Below are 26,150 nucleotides of genomic sequence, written 5' to 3'. Positions count from 1 at the left end.
AGTCAGCGCGCTCCTTCATGCGGCTTAATGCCGACAAGGAAGATCCGAAGATCGTCCGGACCCACCGGCCCGCTCTCGGCTTCGTAGTCAGCGATTGCGTCGGCTTCCGATGTGCCATCCTGCATGCCGATCAGGTGACAACGCACGGGAACGAAGGGCTTTGCTTTCACTTCGAGCGCATCGAGGCGCTTGTGTAGATTACGCATGTCGGGGCTCCGGTGAGATGAATCGAATGAAGAAGCAGCTATCTTCGCCAAGCGGCCCGTGCTCAGCCTCGTAGGCGGCAATACCGTCCTCTTCGCTCTGACCCTCGTCGAGGATTATCCGGTGCCACGGTTTGAAAGCTGGCGGGTTGGCGGCGCGGTCCAGCGCGTCCAGGCGGCGCTTCAGACTACGCACAAGGCATCTCCTTGAAAGCCTTGCGCAGGGCCGGGTGCACCGAGCGGCCGGAAGGCAGAGACACACCGTCGAGAGCGTCGAGCAGTTCTCCGATCGTATAGTAGGCCCGGTCGCCTTCGAGAGCTTCCAGTCGGCGGGACAGCCTATTTGCCATTTGCTTTCTCCAATGCGGTGAGACGGGCCTCCAACTCGCCGGACTCGACGAGTGTCTTATGCGAGGACAGCAGCGCCATGACTCGTCCAGCCTCGTGGGGTGTCACCTCGCCTGCTGCGACGGCGGCAAGCAACGCGGACGATGCCTCCACGGCGTCCTCGATGGAGCGAATTGGCGGCAGTTCGAATGATACGGGCGAGTCCTTGCGGGGAGGTGCCAGACGATCCAGGCACAGCCGTAGCGCTGTGGTATCGCCGTCGAGTGCCTTGGAAATAGCCGCACGGGTCAACGCCTCGTGTTCGCCATCAAGCAGCGCCTCGATCGCGAGTGTGGTCTTGTTTCGCGAACCCGGCGTGCGACCGCCCATCTTGTTGCCGGGGGCGAACGTCCCATCCGATTTCCGGCCGCTATCTTTCGGCTTGCTCATCGACCAGCCTCCGCCATGCCACCCAGAGCCGGGGCGCCATAGTAGTCATCGAAGCCGGCGTGCAGGTGACCATCGTGGATGAGTGTCCGCGCCTTCGGATCGTATCTTTTCACCTGTGCCCGCAACCAACCCAGTGACTTCCCCGGCGGCGGCAACATATCGAGCGCTGCCCCGTCCAGGTGCTCGCTGTTCTTCGCGGGATTGTAGCCGCGCGCCCGCAGGCTCTCGTTGTACTCAGGCGTGCGAAAGCCCGAGGTGAAGCGAATGCCGGGGATCGCGCGCTCAAGATCCGCCTTCACATCCCGCCCGGCAACAGGCTTACCCGGCCATTGCTCCCCATCGCCGGATTGTACAGGCGCACCCGGCCAAGCGTCGGCCTCATCGTCGGTCTCGCTGCTATCCCCAGCCGTCCATTTGCAGCTTCAGTTTGTCCGCCGCGCGATCGCGCATTTCGCTGTCGATCTCGAACGCCCGCTTCGCGTCGAGCCGCAGCATATCAAGGAAGGCCGCATCCCGCTCGTCGCGCGGCTCGCCCAGCGCCGAAAAGTCGGATTCAGCAGTCTGTGCTTCTCGCGGCTGGACAGGCTGAACCTCTTGGCCGTTCGGATTCGCCACCGGGGCGAAAGCCTGCTCGAAGGCGCTCGGCGTCGCCTTCGCAGGCTCAGTCCCTGCTACACCTAGGAGTGCGTTCATCGGTGCACCCCCCGAACGCGCGGGAGGCGTGCTGCCAGCAATGTTCGCAAGAGCATTGCCGCCGCCATAATAGCGTGCCGCCGCGTCGTTGAACTGCTGCGCTAGCCGTTCCTCGTGAAGCTGTGCCGCCAGCCGAGGCTCGAGCTCGGCTATCGTGCTCATCGCCTCGGGATCATCGGGGTTTGTCGAGTATGTCGCCAGCGCCTTCTTGAGCCGCTGACGTTCCCCCATCGCCTGCCCGCCGGCAAACGACTCCATGACCCCAGCTCCAATGTTGGGACTTTGCAGTCCTGCTAGTGCGTTCATCGTTCAGTCCCCTCAGAGCTTGCCCATGCCGGCCAGAATCCCCACGCCGCTGCCGACGCTGTTGGCAATGTTGCCCCACATGGCGTTCGAGTTGTTCGCCTGCGCCACAGCCGCGTTCGCAAGCGCGTTGCCCTGAGACATCGCCAGGTTGCCTGCGTTGTTCGCGTAGTTGGTGTTGACCCCCGACATCGCGTTGGCAGCGCCCGCCGTGAGGTTCTGTTGCTCACCGAGCATGTTCCAGTAATTGCCGAACTCGGCGGTCGCCATGCCCTGGCGGTAGTCGTCAAGCGCCTTCAATGCCGCCCCTGAACGCAAGAGACCCGAGCCCGCGAAGCCGCTGTTGAGCGCATCCTGTCCTTGGTCGATGCGGAACTGATACCCGGTCGAGTTGCGGAACACGTCAAACGCGTCCTCTGCCGCCTCCTGCGGGGTCTGCCCGGCGGGCGTGGCCTGTGTGCCATCGGCGTTCCATGTGCCGCCGCCATAGCCGCTTATCGGCCCCGGGGTTTGCGGGCGAAAGTAGCCCTGTCGCTCAAGCGCGTTGTCGAGCGCGTTCCAACCCGTAGGCCCGCGCATCGTTCGTGTGCCCGACGTGTCGGGATTGGCCCCCTGATACTGCGCAAGCGCGTTCGTGGTGTTCGTGTTTGCGGCCTGCGGGGCAGTCCCACCAAGCCCCAGAAGCGCATTCCGTGCGCCCATCGCAGGCAAGCCGGCATCGTAGATGGGCCGCTGGAGCGCCAAATTCTCAGAGCGCGCCTTCTCCTGAGCAGCAATTGCCTTGTCGTTGGCCGCTGTCTGGGCGTCGGTCGCCTTGTTGATCGCCTTGCTGTTCTTGTTCGCGCCAATGACGCTGGCGCCGGCGCCGATGACGCCCGCGCCGACAACTGCTCCTAGCGGCATAGTAACACCTCCACTCCCGCGACCCCCAGGCCGACAATCGCATCTCCCGCATCCACGACGACCGGGGACATGCTCAAAAGGCTCAGGGGGGAGTATCCGCCCACTCCAGCCCACGTGTTGTAGAAAGCCGCGCCCTTCTGCGGCTGGCCGTGTTCAAACATCAGCAGCGCGGCACCTACGGCCCGCTCGTGCGCCGGGTCGTGCGCGTGCGTCGGCAGGCTCGATCCCGCCTTGCGCTTTGCCTTCTCCAGTAGCGCGTGGAAGCGCTCGCCGTGCTTCTCCAGACTTTCAGACTGCATCGCCCAGCGCATGATCGGCAGTTCGACCATCTCAGTGGGGCCGAAGCCCAACAAATCGCCCTCGAACATCGGGCGCAGCCCACCCGCCAAAGCGAGTCCCTTCGCGGCCCGGTTCGACTTGGGAACCTTCGACCAGATCGACACGCAGTCCGTCCGCGTGAACACCCATTCCTGAGCAGCTCGCATCGCGCGAACGGGCGCTGTCCCCTGTCCAGGCTTGAACAGCGAGTGCACTTCGTATGCGCCCGACGATAATGGGGTGAGAACAAACCCGCCGCTTGAGCATACCAGCGCAAGGTTGGCTGGGTCCGCGACGGCCTCAGAGAGATCTAGCTCGCCTTCGCCGCCAAGCGCGGGACGCACAGCAGGGTCATTGGCAACCTCGTTGAGAAAGGTCGCGTCGAGGGTGCGGCGGACGATCATACGATAGCCTCGCGCAGTTTTTTGGCGGTCTTGTGGGCGCCGGGGGACACGGCAGCGGCCGAGGCCACAACCATGGAGGCCATGTCCTCGTCGCCCTCTTCGGCCATGATCTCGGCCAGCAGATAGCCTTGCCCTTCGTAGGTGTCGGCAGCAGCGGCATCCCCGAGGGCGCGGCATTCTCCCGCAAGCTGACCGTACAGATACACGATCGCGCGCAAGTCGTCGGGAGTGCCATCTACCGCCGCAAGCCGGGCGAAGCTCAAGGCCTGCCCCAGCTCCGCGATCCGGCCCAGGCCAGTTAAATCGAGGCCGGAATTGTGATGCTCGCTAGCAAGTGAACGCAGAGAATCGCTGTCTCCCCGACCAGCGTCATGGATCGGAGAGCGCGAGGAGCGCGATTTGAGAGCTTCCCCAAGAATGTCGCCAAGGCTTCGCTCGCCGCTCACTGGAGCCCGACCTTCTCGCGGACCACGGAGCGGAGATATTCCGAAACAGAGCAGCCCGCCCTCTCGGCGCGCCGGGCCAACTCCGCCACTACAGCGGAGTTGGCCCGAAAACTTACATGAACGTCCTGCATCGCTTTACACCTCTGTCATCCCGACGATGTGTGGTGCGTCCGTAGCACATCCCCTCTCAAAAGTCAATGTATGTTCGCGGATATCACCCGGTTTAGGCGCTTTTTGTTCTCTTGGCCCACGCGGGATATGGACGCGGGTGCGGCCCTGGGACATACTGCTGCCATGCAAACCTCAGGACGGATCGGCAGCCAGAAGATGGTCAATCGCCCCTTCGAGCAGTGGAAGCGCGGTGCGGCGGTCGCTGCGTTGGTTGCAATCGGGTTGCTGCCTGGCGCGGTCGCGGGAGCAGTGGCGATGCTACTTGGTGAGATCTTGCTGAGTGAAACGGCAGGAGTGTTCGCTGGAGTTCTTGCGTTTGCTACTGTGGGACCTTGGGGGCTGGGTCAGCCCGTGATTGGGCGACAGATAGGCGGCTTGCTCCGTACGAGCAGGTAGCCGCTCCGGAGAAGGAGCGACCTCGATATCCCTCAGAGATGGCCGCGCGTTACCAACTTGAGGAAGAGGATTCGGGAGCGGGACTGTGAACATCGTCGATCGACAGACATTTCTCTTGCTGCCTGCCGGCACGGTCTACGCGAAAGTCACGGACGCACATGCTGGAGAGTTCGGCGCAGTCTGCATCAAGGGCGAGACCGTTGGTGCAGACTGGTATGAGCAACGATTGATCGGCGAGTTTACCGAGTTGGACAGCGAAGAGGGTCGCGTCGAGGCCCTGGGTGCCATGCGACGCGGAGAGAGCAGGACGCCTGATTTTGAGACCCCGCGTCGGGACAGCCTGTTCAAAGCCGATCAACTGTTCGCGGTGTTCGAGCAGGCGGATGTTGTCGCGCTTACGTTTCGGCTGACGCGGGCTACGTTTGACGCCTACAGGGATTTGGGAACGTCAGAGGATTGACGGAGGGGCTGCAAAGACGTTCCGAATGCGACGCGCGTTAGGGCGGCGAAGGTCAATGCGATCGGCAAGCATGACGCGGAGGCACGGGCGGCGGTGAAAACTGAGTAGGCGTTAGGCGCTAACGTATCCCCGAGAACCCGAAACATTTTAGGGTAATTGCATTTTCGACCCGTTGGCGCATGTGTCGCATCATTGGAGATCGCGATCATGCTCGAATGGCTTTCCTGCCTTCTCCGCGGCCACCGACCCCATAGGCGCCGGGTCAAAGCTGGCCCGAACGGGCTGCTCCGCGGTCATTGCAAACGCTGTGGCCGTGCGATTGTCAGAATCAAGGATGCCGAGGGCAGGCGCTGGCGCTTGGACGACGGATAGTGTGAGGACGGCGCGGCTACGCGCGCCTCCAAGAGTCCACTGTTCGCTCGATCGCAACCGCACCGGCATAGGGTACACAGAGCGCCCTTGCGTCCTCTGCCGGCGCTGACTGCCACCGCTCGTAATCATCCGGACGCAGGATCACCGGCATGCGGTCGTGCACTTCAGCCGCAGCGCCGCCCGCATCGGTCATGACCATCGAATAGCAGTCGCCCCACTCGTCGCTGCCGCGCCAGATCCCCGCGCAGGCGAAGATCGGCTGATCGGGCAGGCTTAGCCAGGTGCGGGTCATGGCGCCCTTGGGCCCCTCGGCTTCCGCCCACGCCGTGAGCGGGATGAGGCAGCGCCGTTCCTGAAAGCTGTAGCGCCACATGAAGCTGTCGAGATTGTCAGTGCGCGCGTTGTTCACCGGGCGGGGCTTGAGCGGCAGTCCGGTCCTCGCGCTCTTCTGCGCCAGCGGGAAGCCCCAGACCATCGTCCGCAGCGCGCCTTCGGCCACGACCAGGCCGGGATAGCCGGGGTAGACCTCCTCGGCCGCGTTGCCGATTGTGTTCTCGACACGGAAAAGGCGGGCGATCTCGTCGTTCGCCTTCGTCATGCGGTACAAGTTGCAGATGGCGGGCCTCCCCTATCGGAACGAATATAGAACAAACCGCTTGCGTCGAATCGGACGGCCGGTGTTCCAGTGAGGCATGTGGCCGCCCCCGAAGCAAGAGCGATTGCAGCGAAAGACAGGTGCGCCTCCACGGCGCTTCCCGCTGCCGTGGACGGTGCGTAGCAGCGAGGAATGCTACTGGATCGAGGACGCAAACGGGAAAAGATTCGCGCACACGTATTTCGTAGATCGCGATCTTCCCATCGGGCCCGATTATGAGAGGCGGCTGACTCGGCGCGAAGCGCTGATGATCGTCCGCAACATCGCTAAGCTGCCGGACTTACTCCGGAAGTCCTGACGGGCAGTCCTTCAGCTCCAGCCCCTGCTCTCGCCGGCCGGTCAATTGGCAGATGATCAGGCTATGCGGAACAGCGATACGAGCACGACGGCGAAGGAAACCGCCACCAGCGCGCCGAACACGCCTTGTTCGATGCGGTGAAGGATGCTCGGCCGCTCTTCGTCGCCCCAGGGTTTCATTCGCACCAGACTTCTCTGCGCCCGCTCCACGTTCGAGCGAGTCCTTCCGCGACGAGCTGGTCGCCGACCGAACCGCGTGCGTTCACGACGATCGCGAGCGTGCGGCCGTAGCGGTCCTCTCCCTGCCGATGGATCTCGAACGGCGCGGCGTTGAGGATCGCGAGCAGTCGATCCCGTGCCTGGCGCGCGCGGGCCTTTTCGCTCGGACATTCGCCGCTGAGCTCAGGCGCATCGATATCGGCGATGCGCACCTTCTCGCCGGCAAGCCAGAAGGTGTCGCCATCGACCACGCAGTTGTCGCGAGGACCCGGAGCGCAGAGGGTTAGGGCGATCGCGGCTAGAATCATCCAATCCCGTTAGTTTTCACCGGCAGTAGGATCAACGACAGACGTTGATGCTTGGGTTACCACGGGTTCGCTAGCTATTACGGGAGTCACCGCTACGGCCTGAACCGGCACAGGTGCGAGGGTGGCGCCCTCCGGTAGTGCAACGGGTAGATCGGACTCCAACGTCGCCATGAGTTCCCGTCCCTGTGGGATCACACCGCTGCGCCCGGTAATGAACCCCGCAAAAATCCCCGCCGCAATAACGCCGCCCACAGTGGCGAGAGTGGCACCGTTCCCTTCTTGCCGGTATGTCCCGTCGATGTTGATACGACGACCGGCGAGTTCGAGATATTCGAGCTCAATGTCCATCTTCCCCGACTTGCCGAAAGCGCCCCGGCTGGTCAGCCAGGTTATCCGTCCGACGGCCTTGGTGCCTTCTGGGATGACCACGAAGTCGCCAAGCATGACAGGCGAGGCGACGTTGAGATTGAATTGATCGCCCTCTTCCCAGCCACGCCCTTTCGTGGTGACTTCCTGGGCCATCTTGAGCGCGATCTCGGTGCCGGCCGGCAATCGGGTCGCAGGCTGCGGAGCGAGAGGAACGGCTTGAACCGGCAGCGGCGATTGAGTGTCCTGCGCAGCAAGCGGCACGGCAACGAATGCGGCAGACGCCGCCAAAAGCGTGAATTTCATACTTCCCCCCATTTGAGGGAGCGCTTCCCCAAGCGCTCCTCGCCGGGAGGATGCAAAGAAATCGAGCAGAGTTCCAGTCAAATTTATTTTGCTGCAAGCGGAGGGCGGAGAGAAGCCAGGCTGGTCTCAGGCTATTCGGGAACGCTGACACTCGCTCGGCCTGAGCGGCGAGAGAAGTTCGCTCCCGCCTCTTCCAAGGCTTTCGCAAGTTTCAATCTGTTCTCATCGGTGATGTTCGACCCCGCTTCAAAGCGCGCGATCGTGGCGTATCCCACACCCGACAAATCCGCGAGTTCACGACCCGAGATGTTGAGCCCGCTTCTCGCCATACGGCACTGCTTCGCATCCATGTGATAGCAAATACCGCACGAGAGGGATTGACGCAACTATCGAACAGGTGATAGCAATGCTATCGCCAAGGCATAAGCCAAGGCGACCGAGCAATGGGGCGGCCACCCCAAAAGCCCGGTCTGATCGAAACCCTTGTTCACGAAGGGATACGACTATGAATGCACCTATCACCACACCCGTGGCGGGGAAAGCCGCGCCAGAAATCTACAGACACTCCACTGACGTGCAGATCCTCTGCACTCGCGCTCGAAGCCTAGCCCGCGCGATCGATACGGCTGCGGATGAAGCGCTCGGAGAGGAAAGTCCGGAACTTCGGCGAAGGGCACTCAGCTTGATCGTAGATTTCGCCTCCATGATCGAACGTGAGGCCGAGGACGCGATCGCAAAGGCGGAACGTATTGAAATTCTGTCGAGGGCAATCAAGCCGGTCGCCGAGGAGGAGCAATGATGGGGGCGGTAGTTGACCTTGCCGAAGCCCGCCGGCGCCGCCACGAGCGGCAACGGCAGGAGAGCGACGCACCCGAATGGGCGCACGACATCCAGCATTGCTGCCTTTATGCGCAGATGCTGAAGGCAGAGCACGACGCCGAAACGGCGAGACTCCGATTTGAAAAACATCGGGACGGCATCAGTGCCTGGTGGGAGGCGCCTTCAGATGTGCAGGATCGGGTGCACGCCAATAATCGCGAGTGGGAACGGTACCGTGCGCTGATGCAGCACATCGCCGCATTGCCTGCCCAGACTCGCCAGCAGGCGCAGATGAAGCGCAATACGATCGGGAGCCTCTGGCTTCGGCCCCATCGTGACGAATGGTATGCAAGGTTGCGCGCTGGATGCGAGCAAGACGATCACCTTTTCCCGGCGAGCGCTAAGTTAGCGCGAACTAGCCGAAGCTGACATTGGCCTTTCAGGAGTCACTACCCCCAGATTGCGCCCCGGCCCCTCCGCCGGGGCGTTTCCCTGTGGAGCCGCGAACGCACGACTTCCATGCTAGCCTCGCGCTTTCCAATCAGTACTCTGAAGCGCCGTGGTGGATGGATATCTACCGCCGCGCCTTCCCGACGCTCGTCAGCGCGGTTTCAGTTCGCGATGATGGATGGGCGCAACGCGGCGGCATCGATCGCATCCTGACGCTCGCCTGTGGTCGTGTGTTCACCGTCGACGAGAAGGTCCGCACCAACGACTGGCCCGATATCCTGTTGGAACGGTGGAGCGATGAGGAACGACGCAAGGCCGGCTGGATACAGAAGCCGCTGGCGTGCGACTTCATTGCCTACGCCTTTGCTCCCAGCCGCCGGTGTTATTTATTGCCGGTTGCGCCGCTACAGCGCGCCTGGCGCATAAATGGGCGGCATTGGATCGAGCAGTACGGCCAGCGTCAGGCATTCAATCCGGGGTATCGCTCAACGAGCGTGCCAGTACCGATCTCGACGTTGATGGATGCGATCTCGGCGGCGATGGTGCTCTAATAGATAACGGGAACCACCATGAATTTGGCCGGTTTCATCCGTCAACGGCGAGCAAAGGGGGATCGCCGTGCTGCACCCCCATACCCAAATGCCATCAGAGCACGTCAGCCAGCCGCCCCCGACCCCTTGGCTGGCTTCCTCGACCCCGCTTCGGCGGGGTTCTTTATGCGTTCTTGACGGCCAGCCGCTTCTCGCGTCATTCTGCCGTGAGGGGGAGGGGTAATATGGCTGGTTTGATAGGTTTCAGTATTGGCTGCCTTTTGGGCGGCATGGTCGGGGCTGCGCTTTTCGGGTGGATCGTCGAGCGCTTCGCGTTCCGTGACAAACCCCCTGCCACGAGGGCCGCGTTGACGATTGGCGTGGCGTGGTTGCTGACGGGGACTCTGGCCGCATGGGGATTTGGCAGGGGCGTGGACCTCTACTGGCCAGCAGCTCTCTACTATGTCCCAGGGTGCTTCCTCTATTACCTGCTCTATCGCCGTCGCCTTGAGCGGGCTTATGTGGAGGACACGGACGCTGACGTGTTTACCTGATGGCGGAGGGTGGCGAATATTTCGTGAAGCACTGGCGAGGCGAAATGCCTCTATTCCGGTCGTTTTGGGTGAACTTGGCGGGCACCAACGTACTGTCTGCCATTGTCTTCTTGCTGAGCGAGCCGTGGCCTATCGTAGCGTTGCTCGTTTTCTTTTTAGCCTTCGCCATTTGGCTCTGGGCGGCAGTCGGTGTCTGGCGGAGCGCGGATGCTTATTCCAAGCGCTATCGAGGGAAGGTCTGGGGGCACATCGCATCGACAGTGGTGGTACTCCAAGGCTTAAGCTGGATTGCGCGAGCTATCCCGTAGCATCGCAAGCCCGCGTCGCTGAGGATCGGACGGAGGTGTTGAGCTTGGTCTGCAATCGCTCTGCGGGCACTCAGGGTATGGTCGTGCTGCCCACACCCCAAAACGGTTGAATCTCTCGGCTGCCCGTTTGGTTGAAGGTTTTCGTCTCTCCGTGCACCCGCCAGCTCGCCGTGTTCGCCGTCATCACTAGGCCCGGCCGATCGCGCAGATGACACAGGCCCTTGCTGAAGCGGTCGATGATCCCGCCGAGGCCCGGCATGCCGGGAAGCACCCCAAAGACATCCCCGGTTCCCCATCCGTCGTGGGCGGCTGTCCGCCCGAAGGCATCGAGCCACCAGATAGAGCAGTCGTAGAGATCGGCCCAGCGATTGCGTTCGAAGCCCGGCAGGGGCGCGCAGGGATCGACTGCGCAGAGGCTTTTCCACCAAAACCGCAATTGCTCGGCTGGCGCTCGATTCTCACGAAGACGCGCGGGGGAGGCACTGACGAAACTGACAGAACCTCCTTTTGTCGGTTTTGTCAGTGCCTCGTCAGGCCCTTTCTGCGAAACGAACGCGCGCAGCTCGTCGAGATAACCCATCAGGGCCTCACTGCGGGATTGATGATGTAGGTGGGTAGCGAGGGTCGGCCGCCACGCTCGCCTGGACGATCCCCGGCGACCTCGCGAATCCAGCCGTAGTCGATCAGTATCGAGAGACCCGCCTGTATGCGCTCGCTGTTCGATTGCAGGCCTGCCCAGCCGCGTCGTTCGATCTCACGGCGATTGAAGCCGTCCGGCAGATCGCCCGCCTTCAAGTGGCGTAGGATTGCCTTCGCTGCCTGCGCCGGCTCGTTGACGGCCGATTGGTAGACCCTGAATGCATGGCCTTCCAGAAAATCGCCCCACGCTATGGCCGACAAAAGCGACAAAAGCCCGACCGGCCCCCGCTTTCCGCTCATCAGGTGATGGAGGAGCGCCAGGGAAGGGATGAGCGAGCGATACTTGGAAAAGTGGCTTTCGATCGCAGGATGCAACTCGTCGGAGCGGAGCCGCTCCATGAGTTCGGTTAGCCAGACCTTGAAACGCTCGCCTGCCTCAGCGTCGAAGCGCAGGTAAGGGAAGCGTTGATCGTATTGGTCCGTCTCCGCATCGACGCTCTCTGCAGTCAGCCCGTTCAGGTGATCGAAGACATCGAACGCAGCCTGCCGATATTCGGAGCGCGGCTGTCGGTCGATGTATTCCCACGAGGGCGGTGTGTCCGGCCAGACCATCATTGAGAAGCGCTGAAGAAGACCGTCGTCCCCATCGCCGCCTACAATCCTATCGACGTAGCCCTGGATCTTGGCGGGCTGGGTAGAGCCTAAAACCGAAAGGGTGAGGGCGGGGACATGCAAATTCTCTCCGCGGCCGATGCGGTCGAAAGTGTAGCTGCCATCGCCGTTCCAGCCCTGGAGATAGAAGGCCCGCGCCTCGCTGTTCTCTTCGCGATCAAGAGGCTTCAGCAATCCCATCAGTTCGTCTTTCGAGACGAGCAGTCCGTTCGTGTTGTGCCGCAGCAGCTCTCCGAGCATCTGATAGCTCGAATCGTTCGTGCTGAACCTGCGCAGGGAAGGGCGATCTTCTTCCTCTGCCCGCAAATGCGACACGTCTGCCCGAGGATCGGCGCTGAGCGCCTTCTTCATCGCAGCCTTTGCCGCGTCTCGCCGCAGTTCACGCTCCATGTTCGCAGCGTCGAATTCAGCCTTCTCAAACTGGAACTGCTCGTCTGCAAGGGCCGCCAGCCGCCCCAGGGGCTTGAGCGCTTGCCCGATTGCGGGCGACTTCAGCACGCCGGGGCGGCCGATAATGCAGCCCCACAGGTTTGGTACCTCTCTCCAGTCGTCATGCTGCTTGGGCCGAATCGCGACCTTGCGTCCGACCACGGTTGCCGCCGCCACCATGGCGGGGATTGCCACGTACTCCGGCGGGGTCTGCATCCGCTCGGCAATGTCCTCCACCCACGGGCGAAGCGTGACCGGCAGCAACTCGCAACTAAAGCTCTCCACTGGATGAAGGCCACCGGGAAGCTCTCTCGGCTCCGGCCATGCGTTGATGATTTCGGCGCTCGCGAACGCCTCCTTGATTGTGGCGGCAGTCATGCGCGCGCCCCTTCCATAAGTTCAGAATTGAAATCCTTGGCGCCGACCGGGAAGAACACCCGCGTCTCGATGCCGCGTCTGGTGAAGGCCTTGGCCGCTTTGTCGGCTGCCTCGCGCCCCGCTTCGTCTGCATCTCCGCCGATGGCGATCGACCGAACCAATTCGGGCAGTCGCATCGCCGGCAGCATCGAGGCGCCGGCGGCGACCCAGACTGCCGCTCCGAGCTCTTGCTGAAGCGTCAGCCCGTCCTCCAGACCCTCGCAAACGATCAGGTTGGCAGCAGCGGGCGCCAGCCTTATTGCGCCGCCCGAAACGCGACCAAGCGACAGCTTCGGTTTTGCGACCGCAGCCTTGCCTCGGCCATCATCCGCCAGATAGGTGCGCTGGATCCCCGACAGCCTGTTGTCAGCTCCAGCGACGGCGGCAACCAAACATGGATAGTCGCGCCCCTTCCTGCCGTACCGGAGCTGTGCGAACCGAATTGTCGGCGGAATAGCTAAGTCCAGACCGCGCCATCGCAGATATGTTTCAACCGGGGTGCCCTGGGGCGGTTCTGCATTTCGCCAGATGGCCCGCGCCTCATCCAGCCGGTCGCCTTGATCGTTTGCTGGCAGGGGCTCGACCTCGATGGTCGGCGCATATCCTCCTGTCAGCATGTCCGCTGCCTCGCGCAGGCCGACACCGTGGAGCCGCTGGATGAAGTCCAAGACATCGCCCGAGGCACCGCAGCCGAAGCACTGAAAGCGCTTGCCATCGTCAAAGATCGTGAACGAGGGACTGCGATCCTGATGCAACGGACAGCAAGCCTTCCACTCCTGCCCGGCGCGTTGGAGCTTTACGACAGCCCCCACAACTTCGGGCAGGGCGTAGGATCGCTTGATTGCTTCGAGGTCGATCATGCCGCACCTCCACGCCGCAAGCTCGCGAAGTATGCGTTGCAGTCCCAGAACCCCTTCGCCTCGCGCCGGGTAAGGTGGCCCCCGTCCGCGATGTATCGGAGCAACGACCGCTCACCATCGCTCCAGAACGGCACGACCGACAGCAGCGTAGCCGCCTCTCGTTGATAGTATGGATCGAGGCAGTGCTCGCCGCGCCGCAGGAGGTAGCGCCCCGCATTGGTTCGAATAGCGAGGATCATGCCGCCAGCCTTTCCCCGAAACGCTCCGCCAGCCGGTCGAGCCAGTAGCGTTGCCCCGGTGTCAGTGGCGCGGCTTGCAGGAGTATGGTTTGCAGGAAGTCTCCCTCCCACTGGCTTTCCGGAGCGCGGGCCTGGAGCAGTTGCTTGGCCGTGAATTGGTCGATGGAATAAAAGCCATCGCGCAACTCTCTCGTGCACGGCAGCCTCCATAGCCCGTTCCACGGCTGGAGCCCTTCGACGGGTTGACTGTTAGGCGCCATCATGTGCGCCTCCGTCGATCGCAGCGAGTGCATTGCGCTTGCGCTCCGCACTCCTGTTCAGAGCGGCAAACGCTTCCCGCAGCAGGCGCTCGGCATCGCGGCGAGAGAGTTTACCTCGCCCTGCAAAGCCGCCCCCGTGCAACCAGCCTTCCGCGTCGTTCGGCAGAGACCGCCGCGCTATGTCCCAGCTATTGCGTGCGGCCCACAATGCGTCCTCGAAGCGTTGCGTTTCCGACCGGGTTTCGCTAGATTGTTCGTGCTCGACGCCGCCAAGCTGAGCACTCTTTCTGGAGCCGTTCGATCCTTTCCCCAAGGTCAGGATCGGGCGGCTTCGGCCTTTACGGCTGGCCGAAACACCATCCCTGATGGAAACCACGGCTCATGCGGCCTCGGTTCCTGAGGTCGACTGGAACCTCTGCCGCTCGGACACCCACCTGCGGTAATCGCCAAGACGATATCGGACGAGACGCCCGTCTTTCAGGAACGGCGGTCCATCGCCCTTGAGGCGCTCCTTCTCTATCCGGTTGGGTGGTACATTCCGGAGAGCCGCAAGCTGTTCCGTCGTAAGCAGTGTATCATCATCTGCCATGTGTAGTCTCCGCTACGTCTTCCCGCTGCTGCGGGGCGGCGCAACTGCGCGTCGCGGAAACCCATAGAAGGCATAAGAAATGTTCTGGCCACAGCCACCCAAATGACGCGACAATTCTTTCGCACGACGTTTGGAATGACGGCTAGGAAGCCGTGGGCCGCCGTCCTTTGCGTTGGCCGGTCATAAGTCCTGTAATCGTCTCCTTCTTCGGGACGGGGCCGTCCGTGGTGTCCCAAAGCCTCGCAATCAGGGGGGCTTTTACGTCGCGTATGGCTACCCCCTCGGAATCCAGCCGCGCCGCCAGTTCTTTGCATTTCGCTTCGTCGGCTTTGGAGGGAGCCTCGCAGTCGCCTTTCGCCTCCGGTTCCTCAGGACCTGAGGAAATGCGAATGATTTCACCGTCCGGGTTTATTGGGTCGGGGAACTCGACCGGGACGGCCGGCATGAAGGCTTCCGCGAACGGCTCCTCCTCATCCGGTTCGCGAAGCTGAATGCGCAAGAGGAGCTTCTGCCCCTCAAGGTAGGATGTGAGATCCCGCCAGTCGATCATCACGCCGCTCAGCTTGACCCTGTTGCGTTCGTTAGGAATGGCGACAAAGGTACCAGCGGCCCAATTCTGAGCTGGCGAGAGCTCAATGGACGTCCATAGCTCCGCCGGAATGGGCCAATCGTTCTCTGCTTCAACTAGCTTTCCATTGCCTCCTAGGCCGGCTGCATCAAAGCTTCGCTCCATCCGAGTAGCGATGGCGCGAACGGCGCCTGAAGCGCAGGCATCTCGAAGTTCCTTCGCGCCGTCCGGCGCGCCCAGTCGCATTGGCGGCCCTGAAATGTGAGGGACAAACGGGGCCAGTACCTCAAGTGCATCCGAGACGCTGAGCAACGTTTCTTCGTCGACGAACGTCACCTTATTCACGTTATTGTTGTAGCGCCAAATCTTATCGCACATGCGTTTCAGCCCAATTTCCTCCACCCAAATCCAGTGAGGGAGATCGGGCCGGCTGCTCAGCTCGTCGTCGGGGTCGATGCTCCAGGTGCGGAAGCGAAGAAAAATGTCTTCCGTGTCCCACCATTCTGAGGGGATGGGCTCGACGGGACCTGCGCCACCGATGCGACGATGCCCTGTCACTAGAAACTCGCAGCGGCAAAGCTCAGTAAATTGCTCCGCAATCTGCGTCGCCAGCTTACTGCGGTACTTTGCGAAGCCCGGATTCTCCGTTGGGCCAGGCGATTCCAGCGCATGCACGAAGGAATAGGCCGCTTCGAGACCACTGCCTTCATTTAGCAGCGCCTCGGCTACGGCTGCCACAGCCGCCGATAAGTGAACCCACCCTTCGGGCCACCTGGCCGGATCGGGTATCGGCGTTCCGTCCATCCGGCTCGCCGCCGCGGCCCTTACCACACTCTCCATATCATTCACGCTCGCCTCCGCTGGCGATCCGCATTGTCGGAAGTGGCGCGGCAGGCCGGGCGGAAACCGGCTGTTCGGGCGCTACCCTAGCCGCGCCACGATCACGCTCGCCGATTGGCAAGCGGGACCACGTTTGACTCCTCTGCGCCTCTGACCAGTTGCTCCAGGTGTGCGCCCCACTTTTCGAAGGCGGTGCGCTTCTCCGGTTCGTACTTCCAGAGGTGATAGACCTTTGCAGCACCCGTACCGGCCTCGCCGGACTTGTGGTTCAGGCAGGCATCGGAATGCTCGACTGGGATGCCCAGACTTTGCATCGCGGTGGTCCCTGTCCGCCGGATATCGTGCAACCGCCATGGCTCGAGTTGAACCGACTGAGCCTCTTCGCCCAGCGCCTCAGCGCGACTGTCGGCAAGCTCCTGCAGTTTCGCGAGCATCAGCTTATCCAGCCGCCTTTTCATACGACTGAAACCACTGACTGGCGTTTTCCCGGTTGTGGTGAGGACGAGTCCTCGCCGCTTCCAGCCTCTTTCTGAAAGCTCTCGCAGGGCAAGTTCATTCAATGGGACTAGGTGATCCTCACCGTTTTTCGCGCGCTCGCCGTGAATGTGCCAAAGTCGCCTATTCTGATCGAGTTCCTTCCACGGCAACCCTGCAACCTCGTTACGTCGCTGAAGGGTCGCGAAGAGCAGGCGAATAAACGGACCCCACGGCTCGCCAACTTCAAAGCTGGCACGCCAGGCGGCGATGATTTCGTCAGGCGAAAGAACGCGCTTGCGATCTGCGGGCTTAGGTGGGGGCTTCATTCCCGCCATAGGATTGCTGTTGGCGGGGAGGTCGTGCTGTTCGATGGCCCATGTGAATAGGCGGTTGAGCACTGCCCAGACCTTCCTGGCCAACGCCCTCTGCGAACGGATCGGATCAATCACCGCCCTGATATCAGCCGCATCGATCTCGGGAAGAGCGCGAGATTTCAGCCGAGGGACCACGTGCAAAGTGAGGCAGCGCTCTGCGTCTTCCCACGATCCCTCCCACTCCACCTTCAGGCACTCGTCGGAAAAGCGCTTGGCGTACGCCTCGAACCCTAAAGTGCGCGCATCCTGCGCCTTCTTCTTTGCCATGGCGACGGGATCGATCCCGCTCTTCACCTCGATCAGGATCTGCTCGGCACGTGCTCGCGCCTTGTCGGGGGTCCAGGGCGAGCCGTGGATGCCAAGCGTCATTCGCCGCGCTGGGCGTCCCTTAAGGCGATACTGCACAACGTAGCTCTTGACCCCTCGCGGGGTGACGCGGAGGCCGAAGCCACTCAGTTTGTCGTCCCAGTAGTAGATGTCGCCTGAGGCTCGCGCTCCGGCGGCATCCACTTCCCGCTTTGTGATCCGCATCGATGGCACTGCTTGCCCTCACGTAATCGCCACGTAATCGGTTCAGGGGAAACCCAAAGAACCTTATGGGAACATAGCGGCAAGAACGCGAGTGGAACAAGGGCTGTTTTCTGCGGATAGCGGAAAGCTGGGGAAACTCGATGAAATAGCGACCACCTAATTCGTAATGATGGGGTCACGTGTTCGAGTCACGTAAGCGGCACCATTTCCGACCCACTTTTCCTGACATGGCATCTGGCCGCGCGTAAGTCCGTCACAGGCTTCGCAAGGACGTGCTCGCTGTGGCGCTCCGTCGGCGGGAGAATCGCCGGCAAACCGCACATCCGCGCGCCGGCCGCTGGCGCAGATGCCGCCGAAACGGATCAAGTTGCGGGTCTGAGCGTTTCTTAACATTGATATCAATGTCAGTTGTGATAGAAACGATACCAGATTTTAGCAACGGGTCATCAAGATCCGCGAGAAAATGGAGAGAGGGAATCTGCAGACGCGCCTTGGGCCCCGCGCCGCGCCGGAGCGATCGGTGCGGTGACGCTCGGCTGGGTTTATACGCCCTGTGTTCCTACTCGTCCGCATTGTGACGGGCCATGGACCGTCCGTCCGGCGCCACCGACAGTGCGAGCCGCACGCCGAAGGGTTCGCCCGCCTCGAACAACGCGCGTGTCGGCGTGTGGGCGAGATCGGCGTTCGCGGCCACGCGCTCGCCCGCCTCATTGCGCCCAAGCACCACGGCGACCGGGCCTGAGCGGCTCTCCAGCACGGTATAGGTTTCGACGGTTAGCCATGCGGCCGGCTCCTGCGCCTTGCGCACGGCCTCGGTGGGGGTCGGAACCGCGATCCAGCGGTCGGCGCCCGACCAGTCGGCGGGTTCGGCCGAGTAGATGCCGGCCGAGTACTTGCTCATGAACCCGCCGTTCGCGCCGACCAGCGCATAGCTGCCGCGCCGTTCCCGCAGGCGCTGCACCGCTTCCGCGATGGCATGGGCGGAATAGTTGTTGCCCGCGCCTCCGAAGAACGGCAGCCCGCCGGTCAGGGTCAGCCCGCGCGGATCATCGATCGCCAGTCCGAAATGGTCGGTCACATTGAATACCGGAATCGCGAAGCAACTGTAGAGGTCGAGCAAGGCCATATCGCCGAGCGTACGGCCGCTGCGCTCCAGTGCGGTCTCGATCGAGGCGATCGAGGCAGGGCTGCGCGCAAGATCGGGCCGTTCCATCACCGGCAGCTCCTTCGCGTCGGCGACCGCGTGGATATGGACCCACCGGTCCTCTGAGATCCCCAGCGCGCGCGCCTTGCCGGCCGATGCGATCACGATTGCGGCCGCCTGGTTCACCTGGTCGCGCGCGACCGTCATCCGGGGGTAGGGCTCGGCCACGATCCGGTTGCGCGGGGTCACGCGCGCCAGCTCTGCCGCGCTGCGCACCTCGCGCGCGGCGGCGTGCGGATTGGCCGCCGCCACTTCGGTGAACGGGGCGAAGAGCTCGCCGATCGCCGCGCGATATTCCCCGAGCGAACATCCCAGCCGCGCACGCCGGGCATTCTCGAACAGCGCGTAGTGCGCGATCGCGCTGACCGCGCCGTGGCGAAGCAACTCGGCGTCGAACATGCCCTCCAGCCCGAAGCCGCGGTCCTCCAGCTCGCCGCCGACCTCTTCCGACCAGTCGCGCGTTTCGCCGGCGCCGAGCAGCGCGCGCACGGTCGAGATCGCCTCGGCGCCGACGATCGCGGCCATTTCGCTCTCGCCGCGGGCGATGGCGGCGGCGAACTCGCCGACCAGCTTCTGGTTGGTCTGCCCGCCGGTCGTCTCCAGAATCGCGCGCCGCGGCTCGGCACCGACCCGACGCCCGATCGCGCGCGGCGGATTGTCCGCCCGGCCGAACGGCGCCTTTGCGTCGGGACGCGAGATTTCGAACTGGCGAATGGCGCCGATCGTGTCGATCGCGCGCGCGGCGTCGCCGGCAGCGCGAGTGTCGGCAAGCGCGGCTTTCAGCGCTTCGCCCGCCAGATCCATGTGCGACAGTGCGCGATAGCCCGGGTCCTGGGGACGCTCCGAGGCTTGCCCGACCCCGACGATAACGGGTGTCAGCTCATGGATTTCGGACATCGCGGTTGCTCTTCCTCCCCGGCGAGATTAGCGACGGATGCGTGTTCGACAAGGCCGCTTTCCGCAACGCGCTCGGCAGCTTCGTGACCGGCGTGACGATCGTCACCACCCGCGACGCGTCGGGCCACCCGGTGGGCCTGACCGCCAACAGCTTCAACTCGGTCTCGCTCGACCCGCCGATGGTGCTGTGGAGCCTGTCGCTCGACAGCGGCAATCTCGCGGCCTTTCGCGACGCGCAGAGCTGGGCCGTTCATGTCCTCGCCTCGGGGCAGCAGGCCATGTCCGACCGGTTCGCGCGGCGCGGGGCCGACAAGTTCGCCGGGCTCGAGGTGACCGACGGGCCCGAGGGCGCGCCGCTGATCGAAGGCTGCGCGGCGCGCTTCGGCTGCTGCGCCCGCTTCGAGTACGAGGGCGGCGATCACGCGATCTTCCTCGGCGAAGTGGTCGATTTCGGCCGCAGCGAGGCCGATCCGCTGATCTACCACGGCGGGCGATATGGCCGGGTCATGCCCCCGGCGCGGGAGGAGCTCGATCCGCAGGACCACGCGCAGCTCGTCGCCTCCGGCCTGCTGCGCGAGAGCGGCGGGAAATGGATCCTGACCGGGCAGGGCGAAGCGCAGCTCGCGCTGCTGCAGCGGATCGCGCGCGACAGCCCCGGCTGAAGGCGCCGCAGCCGCAGGATTCTGCGCGCTTGCACATATAACAATATCTTTATATGTAACTCGCATGCGGATCGAGACGATCATGCGGGCGCTTGCCGACCCCACCAGGCTGCGGATCATGCGGCTGCTCGCTGCCATGGAACTGGCGGTGGGGGAGCTGGCGCAGGTGCTCGGCCAGAGCCAGCCGCGCGTCTCGCGCCACGTGGGCATCCTGTGCGATGCCGGCCTGGCCGAGCGGCACCGCGAGGGGAGCTGGGTCTTCCTGCGCGCGAGCGTCGGCAAGGAACGCGGCACGCCGGTGGGCGAGGCGGTCGCGCGGCTGCTCGCCACCGCCGAGCGCGAGGACGCGGACTTCGCCGCCGCCTGCGCCGAGGACCGCCGCCAGCTCGCCGCGATCCGCGCCGCGCGCGAAAGCAGCGCGGAGACCTATTTCGCGCGCCACGCCGAAGTCTGGGACGAGCTGCGCCAGCTCCACAGCCCGGACGAACTGGTCGAGGCGAAGCTGGTCGAGGCGCTGGGCGACGAGCCGCTCGGCCACGTGCTCGACATCGGCACCGGGACCGGCCGCATGGCCGAACTCTTCGCCAGCCGGGCGGAGCGGGTCGTCGCGCTCGACAAAAGCCTGGACATGCTACGCTTCGCACGCGCAAAGTTGCAAAACTTGCCCTCCGGCGCAGTAGAACTCGTCCAGGGCGATTTCGCCGCGCTCCCTTTCCCGGCACGCGGGTTCGACACGGTGCTGCTGCATCAGGTGCTCCATTTCGCACAGGACCCGGCCGCGCCGCTCGCCGAGGCGGCGCGGGTCACTCGCCCGGGCGGGCGGATCGCGATCGTCGATTTCGACGCGCATCAGCGCGAGGAGCTGCGCGACCGCCATGCCCATGCGCGGCTCGGCTTCACTGACGCGGCCATCGCCGGCCTGCTGACCGAGGCGGGGTTCGCCCCCGCCCCGCCGATCGCGCTCGAGGGCGGCGAGCTGGTGGTCAAGATCTGGCTCGGCACGCGGCAAGGCGCTCCCGCCAGTGCGGGAAGGAAAGCAGCGAGATGAGCCCGACGTTCAATCAGATGCAGGAAGCGCGCATGGCGCTCGACGCGCCGCTGTTCTCCGGCCTGCCGGGGGACATCGACGTATCGTTCGAGTTCTTCCCGCCGCGGACCGAGAAGATGGCGCAGACGCTGTGGGAAAGCGTCAAGACGCTCGAACCGCTGGGTCCGCGCTTCGTTTCGGTGACCTACGGTGCGGGCGGCTCGACCCGCGAGCGCACGCACGAGCAGGTCGTCCGGATCAACCGCGAGACGAACATCCCGGCTGCCGCGCACCTCACCTGCGTCCAGGCGACGCGCGAGGAGATCGACGAGATCGCGCGCCATTATTGGGAAAGCGGCATTCGCCACGTGGTCGCGCTGCGCGGCGATCCGCCGGACGGCCAGTCGCGCTACACGCCGCATCCCGGCGGCTATGCCAATGCGGCCGAGCTGATCGCCGGGCTGACGGCGGTCGCGCCGTTCGAGATCTCGGTCGCCGCCTATCCGGAAGTCCACCCGGACGCCCGCGATGCCGAGGCCGACCTCGACAACCTGAAGCGCAAGCTCGATGCAGGGGCGACCCGCGCGATCACGCAGTTCTTCTTCGAGCCCGAGTGCTTCTTCCGCTTCCGCGACAAGGCCGTGGCGGCGGGCATAGACAGCGAGATCGTGCCCGGCGTCATGCCGGTGATGAGCTTTGCCAGCGTCCAGCGCATGGCGGGCCTGTGCGGCACCGCTATTCCTGCATGGATGGAGGGCCTGTTCGAGGGGCTCGACGAGCGGCCGGCCGCGCGCCAGCTCGTCTCCGCCACGATCGCCGCCGAGCTCTGCCGCCGGCTCTATGCCGGGGGCGTGCGGCAGTTCCACTTCTACACGCTGAACCGTGCCGAGCTGAGCTACGCGATCTGCCACATGCTCGGGCTGCGGCCGAAAGGGATCCCCGATGACTGCTAGAGAGTGCCTGCTTGCCGAAGCGGCCAAGCGCATCCTGATCAAGGACGGGCCCTACGGCACGGCGATCCAGCGTGCGAAGCTGTCGGCTGAGGATTATGCCGGCGACACCGGCCTGTCGCACGACCAGAAGGGCAACAACGATCTCGTCAACCTGACGCAACCGGCGCTGATCCGTCAGGTCTGCGACAGCTATATCGACGCAGGCGCGCATGTGCTGGCGACCAACACCTTCAACGCCAATCGCATCAGCCAGGCCGACTACGGCGCCGAAGCGCTGGTGCGCGAGATCAACGTCTCCGCCGCGCGGGTGATCCGCGAAGCGGTCGATGCGGCCACCGCGCGGGACGGCGTGGCGCGCTTCGTCGCGGGCGCGGTGGGGCCGACCAACAAGACGCTTTCGCTGAGCCCCGACGTCGAGGACCCCGGCTTTCGCGAGGTTACCTTCGACGAAGTGAAGGAAGTCTACCGCGAACAGGCCGCGGCACTGATCGAAGGCGGGGTCGACTTCATCCTGGTCGAGACGGTGTTCGATACGCTCAACTGCAAGGCCGCGATCATGGCGGTGAAGGAGCTTGAACGCGAGCTAGGCCGCGAGCTGCCGCTGATGCTTTCGCTCACGCTCACTGACCTGTCGGGCCGCAACCTCTCGGGCCATACGGTCGAGGCCTTCTGGTACACGGTGCGCCACGCGCGGCCGGCGACCATCGGCCTCAACTGCAGCTTCGGCGCCGAGCAACTGCGCCCGCACGTGCAACTGCTTTCCGGCATCGCAGACACTCTGTTGATGGTCTACCCCAACGCGGGCCTGCCCAACGAGCTCGGCGAGTACGACGAAGCGCCGGAAGAGACCGCCGCGCTGGTGAAGAGCTGGGCCGAAAGCGGCCGTGCCAATATTCTCGGTGGCTGCTGCGGCTCGACGCCCGAGCACATCACCGCCATCGCGCAGGCGGTGGACGGCGTGGCGCCGCGTCGCATCCCCAAGGCGCCTGAGGGAACACGGCTCGCCGGGCTCGAACCCTTCACGATGGCGGCCTGACATGGCGGCGAATAGAGTCCCCTGGCGCATCCGTGAAGCGACCCGCGAGGATGCCGGAGCGCTCGCGCTGATCGGCGCGGCGACCTTTCTGGAGACCTTTGCCGACGTGCTCGATGGCGCCGCGATCGTCGCGCACTGCGAACACGCACACAGCCGCGCGACCTATGAAGCCTACCTGGACGCCGGCGCGCAGGCCTGGCTGGCGGAAGTCGAACCGGGATTGGCCCCGGTCGGCTATGCGCTCTCGGCCGAGCCCGATCTGCCCGGCGCGCGCGATGGCGACCGGGAGCTGAAGCGTATCTATTCGCTCTCACGCTTTCACGGCAGCGGGCTCGGCGCAGCGCTGATGGCGGCGGCAGTCGAGGCTGCGGCAGGCCACGAACGGCTCCTGCTCGGCGTTTATGCCCGCAACGCGCGCGCCATCGCCTTCTACTGCAAACAGGGCTTCGAACCGATCGGCGAACGCCGTTTCGACGTCGGGGGCAAGCTCTACGACGACGCCGTACTCGCGCGCGCCCTGCGCTGAGTTGCCGGCATAACGGACCGTTGATGACTGATAATCCTTCCTCCGCCCGCTTCGTCAATATCGGCGAGCGTACCAACGTGACCGGATCGGCCCGCTTCAAGAAGCTGGTCATGGCCGGGGACTATGCCGCCGCCGTCGAAGTCGCGCGCCAGCAGGTCGAGAACGGCGCGCAGGTGATCGACGTCAACATGGACGAAGGCCTGCTCGATGCGGTCGAGGCGATGACGACCTTCCTCAAGCTCATTGCCGCCGAGCCCGACATCGCGCGGGTGCCGGTGATGATCGACAGCTCCAAGTGGGAGGTGATCGAAGCCGGCATCAAGTGCGTTTCGGGCAAGCCGATCGTCAACTCGATCTCCATGAAGGAGGGCGAGGAACAGTTCCTCGACCATGCGCGCAAATGCATGGACTACGGCGCTGCCGTGGTCGTCATGGCGTTCGACGAGACCGGCCAGGCGGACACGAAAGAGCGCAAGGTCGACATCTGCAAGCGCGCCTACGAGCTGCTGACCGGCATCGGCTTTCCGCGGGAAGACGTGATCTTCGATCCGAATATCTTCGCGGTGGCGACCGGGATCGAGGAGCACGACCGCTACGGGCTCGACTTCATCGAGGCGGCGCGGGAGATCAAGGCCGCCTGCCCGCACGTGCATATCAGCGGCGGGCTGTCCAATCTCTCGTTCAGCTTCCGCGGCAACGAGACCGTGCGCCGCGCGATGCATTCGGTGTTCCTTTACCACGCGATCCCGGCCGGGCTCGACATGGCGATCGTCAATGCCGGCCAGCTGGACGTTTACGACGCGATCGATCCCGAACTGCGCGACGCGTGCGAGGACGTGATCCTGATGCGCCGCCCGGATGCCACCGAGCGGCTGATCACGCTCGCCGAGAGTTACAAGGGCAAGGACCCGAAGGCCGACAAGGAAGCGGCCGAATGGCGCGGCTGGCCGGTCGAGAAGCGGCTGGAGCATGCGCTGGTGAAGGGGATCGACGCGCACGTCGTCGAGGACACCGAGGAAGCGCGGCTGGCATTCGACGCGCGAGGCGGACGCCCGATCGAAGTGATCGAAGGGCCGCTGATGGACGGGATGAACGTCGTCGGCGACCTGTTCGGCAGCGGCAAGATGTTCCTGCCGCAAGTGGTCAAGTCTGCCCGCGTGATGAAAAAGGCTGTCGCCCACCTCATCCCGTTCATCGAGGCGGAGAAGGACAAGCTCGCTCCGGAGGATCGCAAGGCCAAGGGCAAGATCGTGATGGCGACCGTAAAGGGCGACGTTCACGATATCGGCAAGAACATCGTCGGCGTCGTGCTTCAATGTAATGGGTACGAGGTAGTCGACCTGGGGGTGATGGTGCCCTGGGACCGGATCCTCCAGACGGCGAACGATGGCAATGCGGACATGATCGGGCTTTCCGGCCTGATCACGCCGTCGCTCGACGAGATGGTCACCGTCGCCGAGGAGATGCAGCGTGCGGGCATGACCATGCCGCTGCTGATCGGCGGCGCGACGACCAGCAAGGTGCACACCGCGCTCAAGATCGATCCGGCCTATGAAGGGCCGGTGATCCACGTGCTCGACGCGAGCCGGGCGGTCGGCGTGGCCAGCCGCCTGCTGTCGGACACCCAGTGCGAGGGCTTCGTCGCGGAAACCGCGGCGGACTACGCGCATGTGCGCGATGTGCGCGCGGGCAAGACGGCGAGCGTGCTCCTCAGCCTCGAGGATGCGCGCGCCAACGCGCCGGCGATCGACTATAGCGACAAGCCGGCGCCGCCCCTGCAGCCGGGCATCCACACGTTTCCCGACTGGTCGTTGGCGGATCTGGTCGAATACTTCGACTGGACACCGTTCTTCCGCGCCTGGGAACTCGCGGGAACCTATCCGTCCGTCCTCGACGACGAAGTCGTGGGCGAAAGCGCGCGCCAGCTCTTCGCCGACGCCCAGGCGATGCTGGAGAAGATCGTCGCGGAGAAATGGCTGACGGCCAAAGGCGTTTGCGGCTTGTGGCCCTGCGCGCGGGACGGCGACGACATCGAGATTCATCTCGCCGAGGAAGAACGTCACGTGCAAATGCCGTTCCTCCGCCAGCAGGTGCGCAAGAGCCGCGATCGCGCGAACTTCTGCCTCGCCGATTTCGTCGATCCGGCCGGCGACTGGATCGGCGGCTTTGCGGTCGGCATCCACGGTGCCGAACCGCACTCCGAACGTTTCCGCGCCGCGCACGACGATTATTCCGACATTCTCCTGAAAGCGCTGGCCGACCGTTTCGCAGAGGCGTTTGCGGAAGCCTTGCACCAGCATGTGCGGACCACCCTGTGGGGCTATGCCGAGGGTGAGCAGCTCACCAACGAGGCGCTGATCAAGGAGCAGTACCGCGGAATCCGGCCCGCGCCGGGCTATCCTGCGTGCCCCGATCACAGCCTGAAGCCGATCCTGTTCGACCTGTTGGGCGCGGGCGGGCGCGCGGGATTGGAATTGACCGAAAGCTTCGCCATGCTGCCCACTGCGGCGGTGAGCGGATTCTACTTCGGGCACCCGGAAAGCGAGTACTTCGGCGTCGCGCGGATCGGGCGCGATCAGCTCGAGGACTACGCGGCCCGGCGCGGGGCCGACCTGTCCACCGTCGAGCGCTGGCTGCGGCCCAATCTCGATTGACCGAGGGCGCGTAATCGCGCAGGGACTCCGGCGTCATC

At 64.0% G+C, this 26,150-nt stretch carries 35 protein-coding genes; 11 read left to right on the top strand and 24 right to left on the bottom strand.

All coding sequences use genetic code 11. From position 1 onward, the window contains the following. Positions 1-2: 2 nt before the first annotated feature. From D2V04_RS17805 to D2V04_RS18445, 10 genes are all read right to left on the bottom strand, one after another. The gene (locus tag D2V04_RS17805; protein WP_147391843.1) at positions 3-206 is read right to left on the bottom strand and encodes a hypothetical protein; all 204 of its coding nucleotides are present in this window, start codon (positions 204-206) and stop codon (positions 3-5) included. Beyond that, a complete protein-coding gene (locus tag D2V04_RS15145; RefSeq protein ID WP_119514552.1) occupies positions 199-399 on the bottom strand; it encodes a hypothetical protein in 201 nt (66 codons plus the stop codon). Before D2V04_RS15145 ends, D2V04_RS17805 begins: the two co-directional genes overlap by 8 nt. After that, positions 392-553, bottom strand: a complete 162-nt coding sequence (locus D2V04_RS18000) for a hypothetical protein (protein WP_182849778.1) — start codon at positions 551-553, stop codon at positions 392-394. The genes D2V04_RS15145 and D2V04_RS18000 overlap by 8 nt, the downstream gene beginning before the upstream one ends. Continuing rightward, positions 543-980, bottom strand: a complete 438-nt coding sequence (locus D2V04_RS15140) for a hypothetical protein (RefSeq protein WP_228766477.1) — start codon at positions 978-980, stop codon at positions 543-545. The genes D2V04_RS18000 and D2V04_RS15140 overlap by 11 nt, the downstream gene beginning before the upstream one ends. Continuing rightward, a complete protein-coding gene (locus D2V04_RS15135) occupies positions 977-1,279 on the bottom strand; it encodes a DUF882 domain-containing protein (protein ID WP_119514551.1) in 303 nt (100 codons plus the stop codon). Before D2V04_RS15135 ends, D2V04_RS15140 begins: the two co-directional genes overlap by 4 nt. Before the next feature lie 97 nt (positions 1,280-1,376). Continuing rightward, positions 1,377-1,931: a hypothetical protein gene (locus D2V04_RS15130; RefSeq protein ID WP_119514550.1), complete on the bottom strand. Its 555-nt coding sequence runs from the start codon at positions 1,929-1,931 to the stop codon at positions 1,377-1,379. A gap of 60 nt (positions 1,932-1,991) precedes the next feature. Continuing rightward, positions 1,992-2,879, bottom strand: a complete 888-nt coding sequence (locus D2V04_RS15125; protein WP_119514549.1) for a hypothetical protein — start codon at positions 2,877-2,879, stop codon at positions 1,992-1,994. Then, on the bottom strand, positions 2,870-3,601 hold the full coding sequence (locus D2V04_RS15120; protein WP_119514548.1) for a hypothetical protein: 732 nt from the start codon (positions 3,599-3,601) through the stop codon (positions 2,870-2,872). Before D2V04_RS15120 ends, D2V04_RS15125 begins: the two co-directional genes overlap by 10 nt. Continuing rightward, positions 3,598-4,047, bottom strand: coding sequence for a hypothetical protein (locus D2V04_RS15115; protein WP_119514547.1), 450 nt, complete (start codon positions 4,045-4,047; stop codon positions 3,598-3,600). Before D2V04_RS15115 ends, D2V04_RS15120 begins: the two co-directional genes overlap by 4 nt. Continuing rightward, a complete protein-coding gene (locus D2V04_RS18445) occupies positions 4,044-4,178 on the bottom strand; it encodes a plasmid mobilization protein (RefSeq protein WP_407672121.1) in 135 nt (44 codons plus the stop codon). Before D2V04_RS18445 ends, D2V04_RS15115 begins: the two co-directional genes overlap by 4 nt. 521 nt (positions 4,179-4,699) lie before the next feature. Between D2V04_RS18445 and D2V04_RS15105 the strand changes: the two genes are divergently transcribed. Continuing rightward, complete coding sequence (locus tag D2V04_RS15105) at positions 4,700-5,074, top strand: hypothetical protein (RefSeq protein ID WP_147391842.1); 375 nt, start codon at positions 4,700-4,702, stop codon at positions 5,072-5,074. A gap of 388 nt (positions 5,075-5,462) precedes the next feature. On the opposite strand, the gene D2V04_RS15100 is transcribed toward D2V04_RS15105, so the two are convergent. The 5 genes from D2V04_RS15100 to D2V04_RS15080 form a co-directional block, all read right to left on the bottom strand. Further along, the gene (locus D2V04_RS15100) at positions 5,463-6,062 is read right to left on the bottom strand and encodes an SOS response-associated peptidase (RefSeq protein WP_119514544.1); all 600 of its coding nucleotides are present in this window, start codon (positions 6,060-6,062) and stop codon (positions 5,463-5,465) included. Between the two features lie 393 nt (positions 6,063-6,455). Then, entirely contained in the window at positions 6,456-6,578 is a 123-nt protein-coding gene (locus tag D2V04_RS18320) for a hypothetical protein (RefSeq protein WP_267463460.1), read from the bottom strand. Then, complete coding sequence (locus tag D2V04_RS15090; protein WP_119514542.1) at positions 6,575-6,925, bottom strand: thermonuclease family protein; 351 nt, start codon at positions 6,923-6,925, stop codon at positions 6,575-6,577. Before D2V04_RS15090 ends, D2V04_RS18320 begins: the two co-directional genes overlap by 4 nt. Before the next feature lie 9 nt (positions 6,926-6,934). After that, positions 6,935-7,597 (bottom strand): hypothetical protein, encoded by a 663-nt coding sequence (locus D2V04_RS15085; RefSeq protein WP_147391841.1) that lies wholly within the window; start codon positions 7,595-7,597, stop codon positions 6,935-6,937. Between the two features lie 131 nt (positions 7,598-7,728). Next, positions 7,729-7,947 (bottom strand): helix-turn-helix domain-containing protein, encoded by a 219-nt coding sequence (locus D2V04_RS15080; protein ID WP_119514540.1) that lies wholly within the window; start codon positions 7,945-7,947, stop codon positions 7,729-7,731. 155 nt (positions 7,948-8,102) lie between these two features. On the opposite strand from D2V04_RS15080, the gene D2V04_RS15075 reads away from it, so the two are divergent. The 4 genes from D2V04_RS15075 (at position 8,103) to D2V04_RS15060 (ending at position 9,950) form a co-directional block, all read left to right on the top strand. Next, the gene (locus D2V04_RS15075; protein WP_147391840.1) at positions 8,103-8,396 is read left to right on the top strand and encodes a hypothetical protein; all 294 of its coding nucleotides are present in this window, start codon (positions 8,103-8,105) and stop codon (positions 8,394-8,396) included. After that, complete coding sequence (locus D2V04_RS15070; RefSeq protein WP_119514538.1) at positions 8,393-8,845, top strand: hypothetical protein; 453 nt, start codon at positions 8,393-8,395, stop codon at positions 8,843-8,845. Before D2V04_RS15075 ends, D2V04_RS15070 begins: the two co-directional genes overlap by 4 nt. A 137-nt stretch (positions 8,846-8,982) precedes the next feature. Next, positions 8,983-9,417, top strand: a complete 435-nt coding sequence (locus D2V04_RS15065) for a hypothetical protein (protein WP_228766475.1) — start codon at positions 8,983-8,985, stop codon at positions 9,415-9,417. Positions 9,418-9,641: 224 nt separating this feature from the next. Then, a complete protein-coding gene (locus tag D2V04_RS15060; protein WP_119514537.1) occupies positions 9,642-9,950 on the top strand; it encodes a hypothetical protein in 309 nt (102 codons plus the stop codon). Between the two features lie 378 nt (positions 9,951-10,328). Here the strand turns inward: D2V04_RS15060 and D2V04_RS15050 are convergent, their stop codons facing one another. The 9 genes from D2V04_RS15050 to D2V04_RS15015 all read right to left on the bottom strand — a co-directional run bounded on the left by D2V04_RS15050 (position 10,329) and on the right by D2V04_RS15015 (position 19,254). Then, on the bottom strand, positions 10,329-10,838 hold the full coding sequence (locus D2V04_RS15050) for a hypothetical protein (RefSeq protein WP_147391839.1): 510 nt from the start codon (positions 10,836-10,838) through the stop codon (positions 10,329-10,331). Continuing rightward, complete coding sequence (locus D2V04_RS15045; RefSeq protein ID WP_119514534.1) at positions 10,838-12,376, bottom strand: YfjI family protein; 1,539 nt, start codon at positions 12,374-12,376, stop codon at positions 10,838-10,840. Before D2V04_RS15045 ends, D2V04_RS15050 begins: the two co-directional genes overlap by 1 nt. Then, entirely contained in the window at positions 12,373-13,275 is a 903-nt protein-coding gene (locus tag D2V04_RS15040) for a DUF7146 domain-containing protein (RefSeq protein WP_119514533.1), read from the bottom strand. The genes D2V04_RS15045 and D2V04_RS15040 overlap by 4 nt, the downstream gene beginning before the upstream one ends. Further along, entirely contained in the window at positions 13,272-13,514 is a 243-nt protein-coding gene (locus tag D2V04_RS15035; protein WP_119514532.1) for a hypothetical protein, read from the bottom strand. Before D2V04_RS15035 ends, D2V04_RS15040 begins: the two co-directional genes overlap by 4 nt. Continuing rightward, positions 13,511-13,777 (bottom strand): hypothetical protein, encoded by a 267-nt coding sequence (locus D2V04_RS15030; RefSeq protein ID WP_147391838.1) that lies wholly within the window; start codon positions 13,775-13,777, stop codon positions 13,511-13,513. Before D2V04_RS15030 ends, D2V04_RS15035 begins: the two co-directional genes overlap by 4 nt. Further along, on the bottom strand, positions 13,764-14,150 hold the full coding sequence (locus D2V04_RS17995; protein WP_182849777.1) for a hypothetical protein: 387 nt from the start codon (positions 14,148-14,150) through the stop codon (positions 13,764-13,766). The genes D2V04_RS15030 and D2V04_RS17995 overlap by 14 nt, the downstream gene beginning before the upstream one ends. A gap of 355 nt (positions 14,151-14,505) precedes the next feature. Next, the gene (locus D2V04_RS15025) at positions 14,506-15,780 is read right to left on the bottom strand and encodes a hypothetical protein (RefSeq protein ID WP_147391837.1); all 1,275 of its coding nucleotides are present in this window, start codon (positions 15,778-15,780) and stop codon (positions 14,506-14,508) included. A 92-nt stretch (positions 15,781-15,872) separates the two neighbouring features. Continuing rightward, positions 15,873-17,153, bottom strand: coding sequence for a tyrosine-type recombinase/integrase (locus D2V04_RS15020; protein ID WP_119514529.1), 1,281 nt, complete (start codon positions 17,151-17,153; stop codon positions 15,873-15,875). Between the two features lie 559 nt (positions 17,154-17,712). Continuing rightward, positions 17,713-19,254: an acetyl-CoA acetyltransferase gene (locus tag D2V04_RS15015; RefSeq protein ID WP_119514528.1), complete on the bottom strand. Its 1,542-nt coding sequence runs from the start codon at positions 19,252-19,254 to the stop codon at positions 17,713-17,715. A gap of 41 nt (positions 19,255-19,295) precedes the next feature. On the opposite strand from D2V04_RS15015, the gene D2V04_RS15010 reads away from it, so the two are divergent. The 6 genes from D2V04_RS15010 (at position 19,296) to metH (ending at position 26,112) form a co-directional block, all read left to right on the top strand. Then, a complete protein-coding gene (locus D2V04_RS15010; protein WP_119514900.1) occupies positions 19,296-19,916 on the top strand; it encodes a flavin reductase family protein in 621 nt (206 codons plus the stop codon). Between the two features lie 64 nt (positions 19,917-19,980). Further along, on the top strand, positions 19,981-20,964 hold the full coding sequence (locus D2V04_RS15005; protein WP_119514527.1) for an ArsR/SmtB family transcription factor: 984 nt from the start codon (positions 19,981-19,983) through the stop codon (positions 20,962-20,964). Further along, positions 20,961-21,896, top strand: a complete 936-nt coding sequence (gene metF / locus D2V04_RS15000; protein WP_119514526.1) for a methylenetetrahydrofolate reductase — start codon at positions 20,961-20,963, stop codon at positions 21,894-21,896. Before D2V04_RS15005 ends, metF begins: the two co-directional genes overlap by 4 nt. Further along, positions 21,886-22,932, top strand: a complete 1,047-nt coding sequence (locus tag D2V04_RS14995; protein ID WP_119514525.1) for a homocysteine S-methyltransferase family protein — start codon at positions 21,886-21,888, stop codon at positions 22,930-22,932. The genes metF and D2V04_RS14995 overlap by 11 nt, the downstream gene beginning before the upstream one ends. Position 22,933: 1 nt before the next feature. Then, a complete protein-coding gene (locus D2V04_RS14990; RefSeq protein ID WP_119514524.1) occupies positions 22,934-23,458 on the top strand; it encodes a GNAT family N-acetyltransferase in 525 nt (174 codons plus the stop codon). Between the two features lie 23 nt (positions 23,459-23,481). After that, on the top strand, positions 23,482-26,112 hold the full coding sequence (metH, locus tag D2V04_RS14985; RefSeq protein ID WP_119514523.1) for a methionine synthase: 2,631 nt from the start codon (positions 23,482-23,484) through the stop codon (positions 26,110-26,112). Positions 26,113-26,150: the final 38 nt, after the last annotated feature.

The organism is Pelagerythrobacter aerophilus (genome assembly GCF_003581645.1).
Taxonomy (GTDB): Bacteria; Pseudomonadota; Alphaproteobacteria; order Sphingomonadales; family Sphingomonadaceae; genus Pelagerythrobacter; species Pelagerythrobacter aerophilus.
The sequence above is the reverse complement of the archived record's forward strand: the minus strand, read 5'-3'. Positions and strand labels throughout refer to the sequence as shown.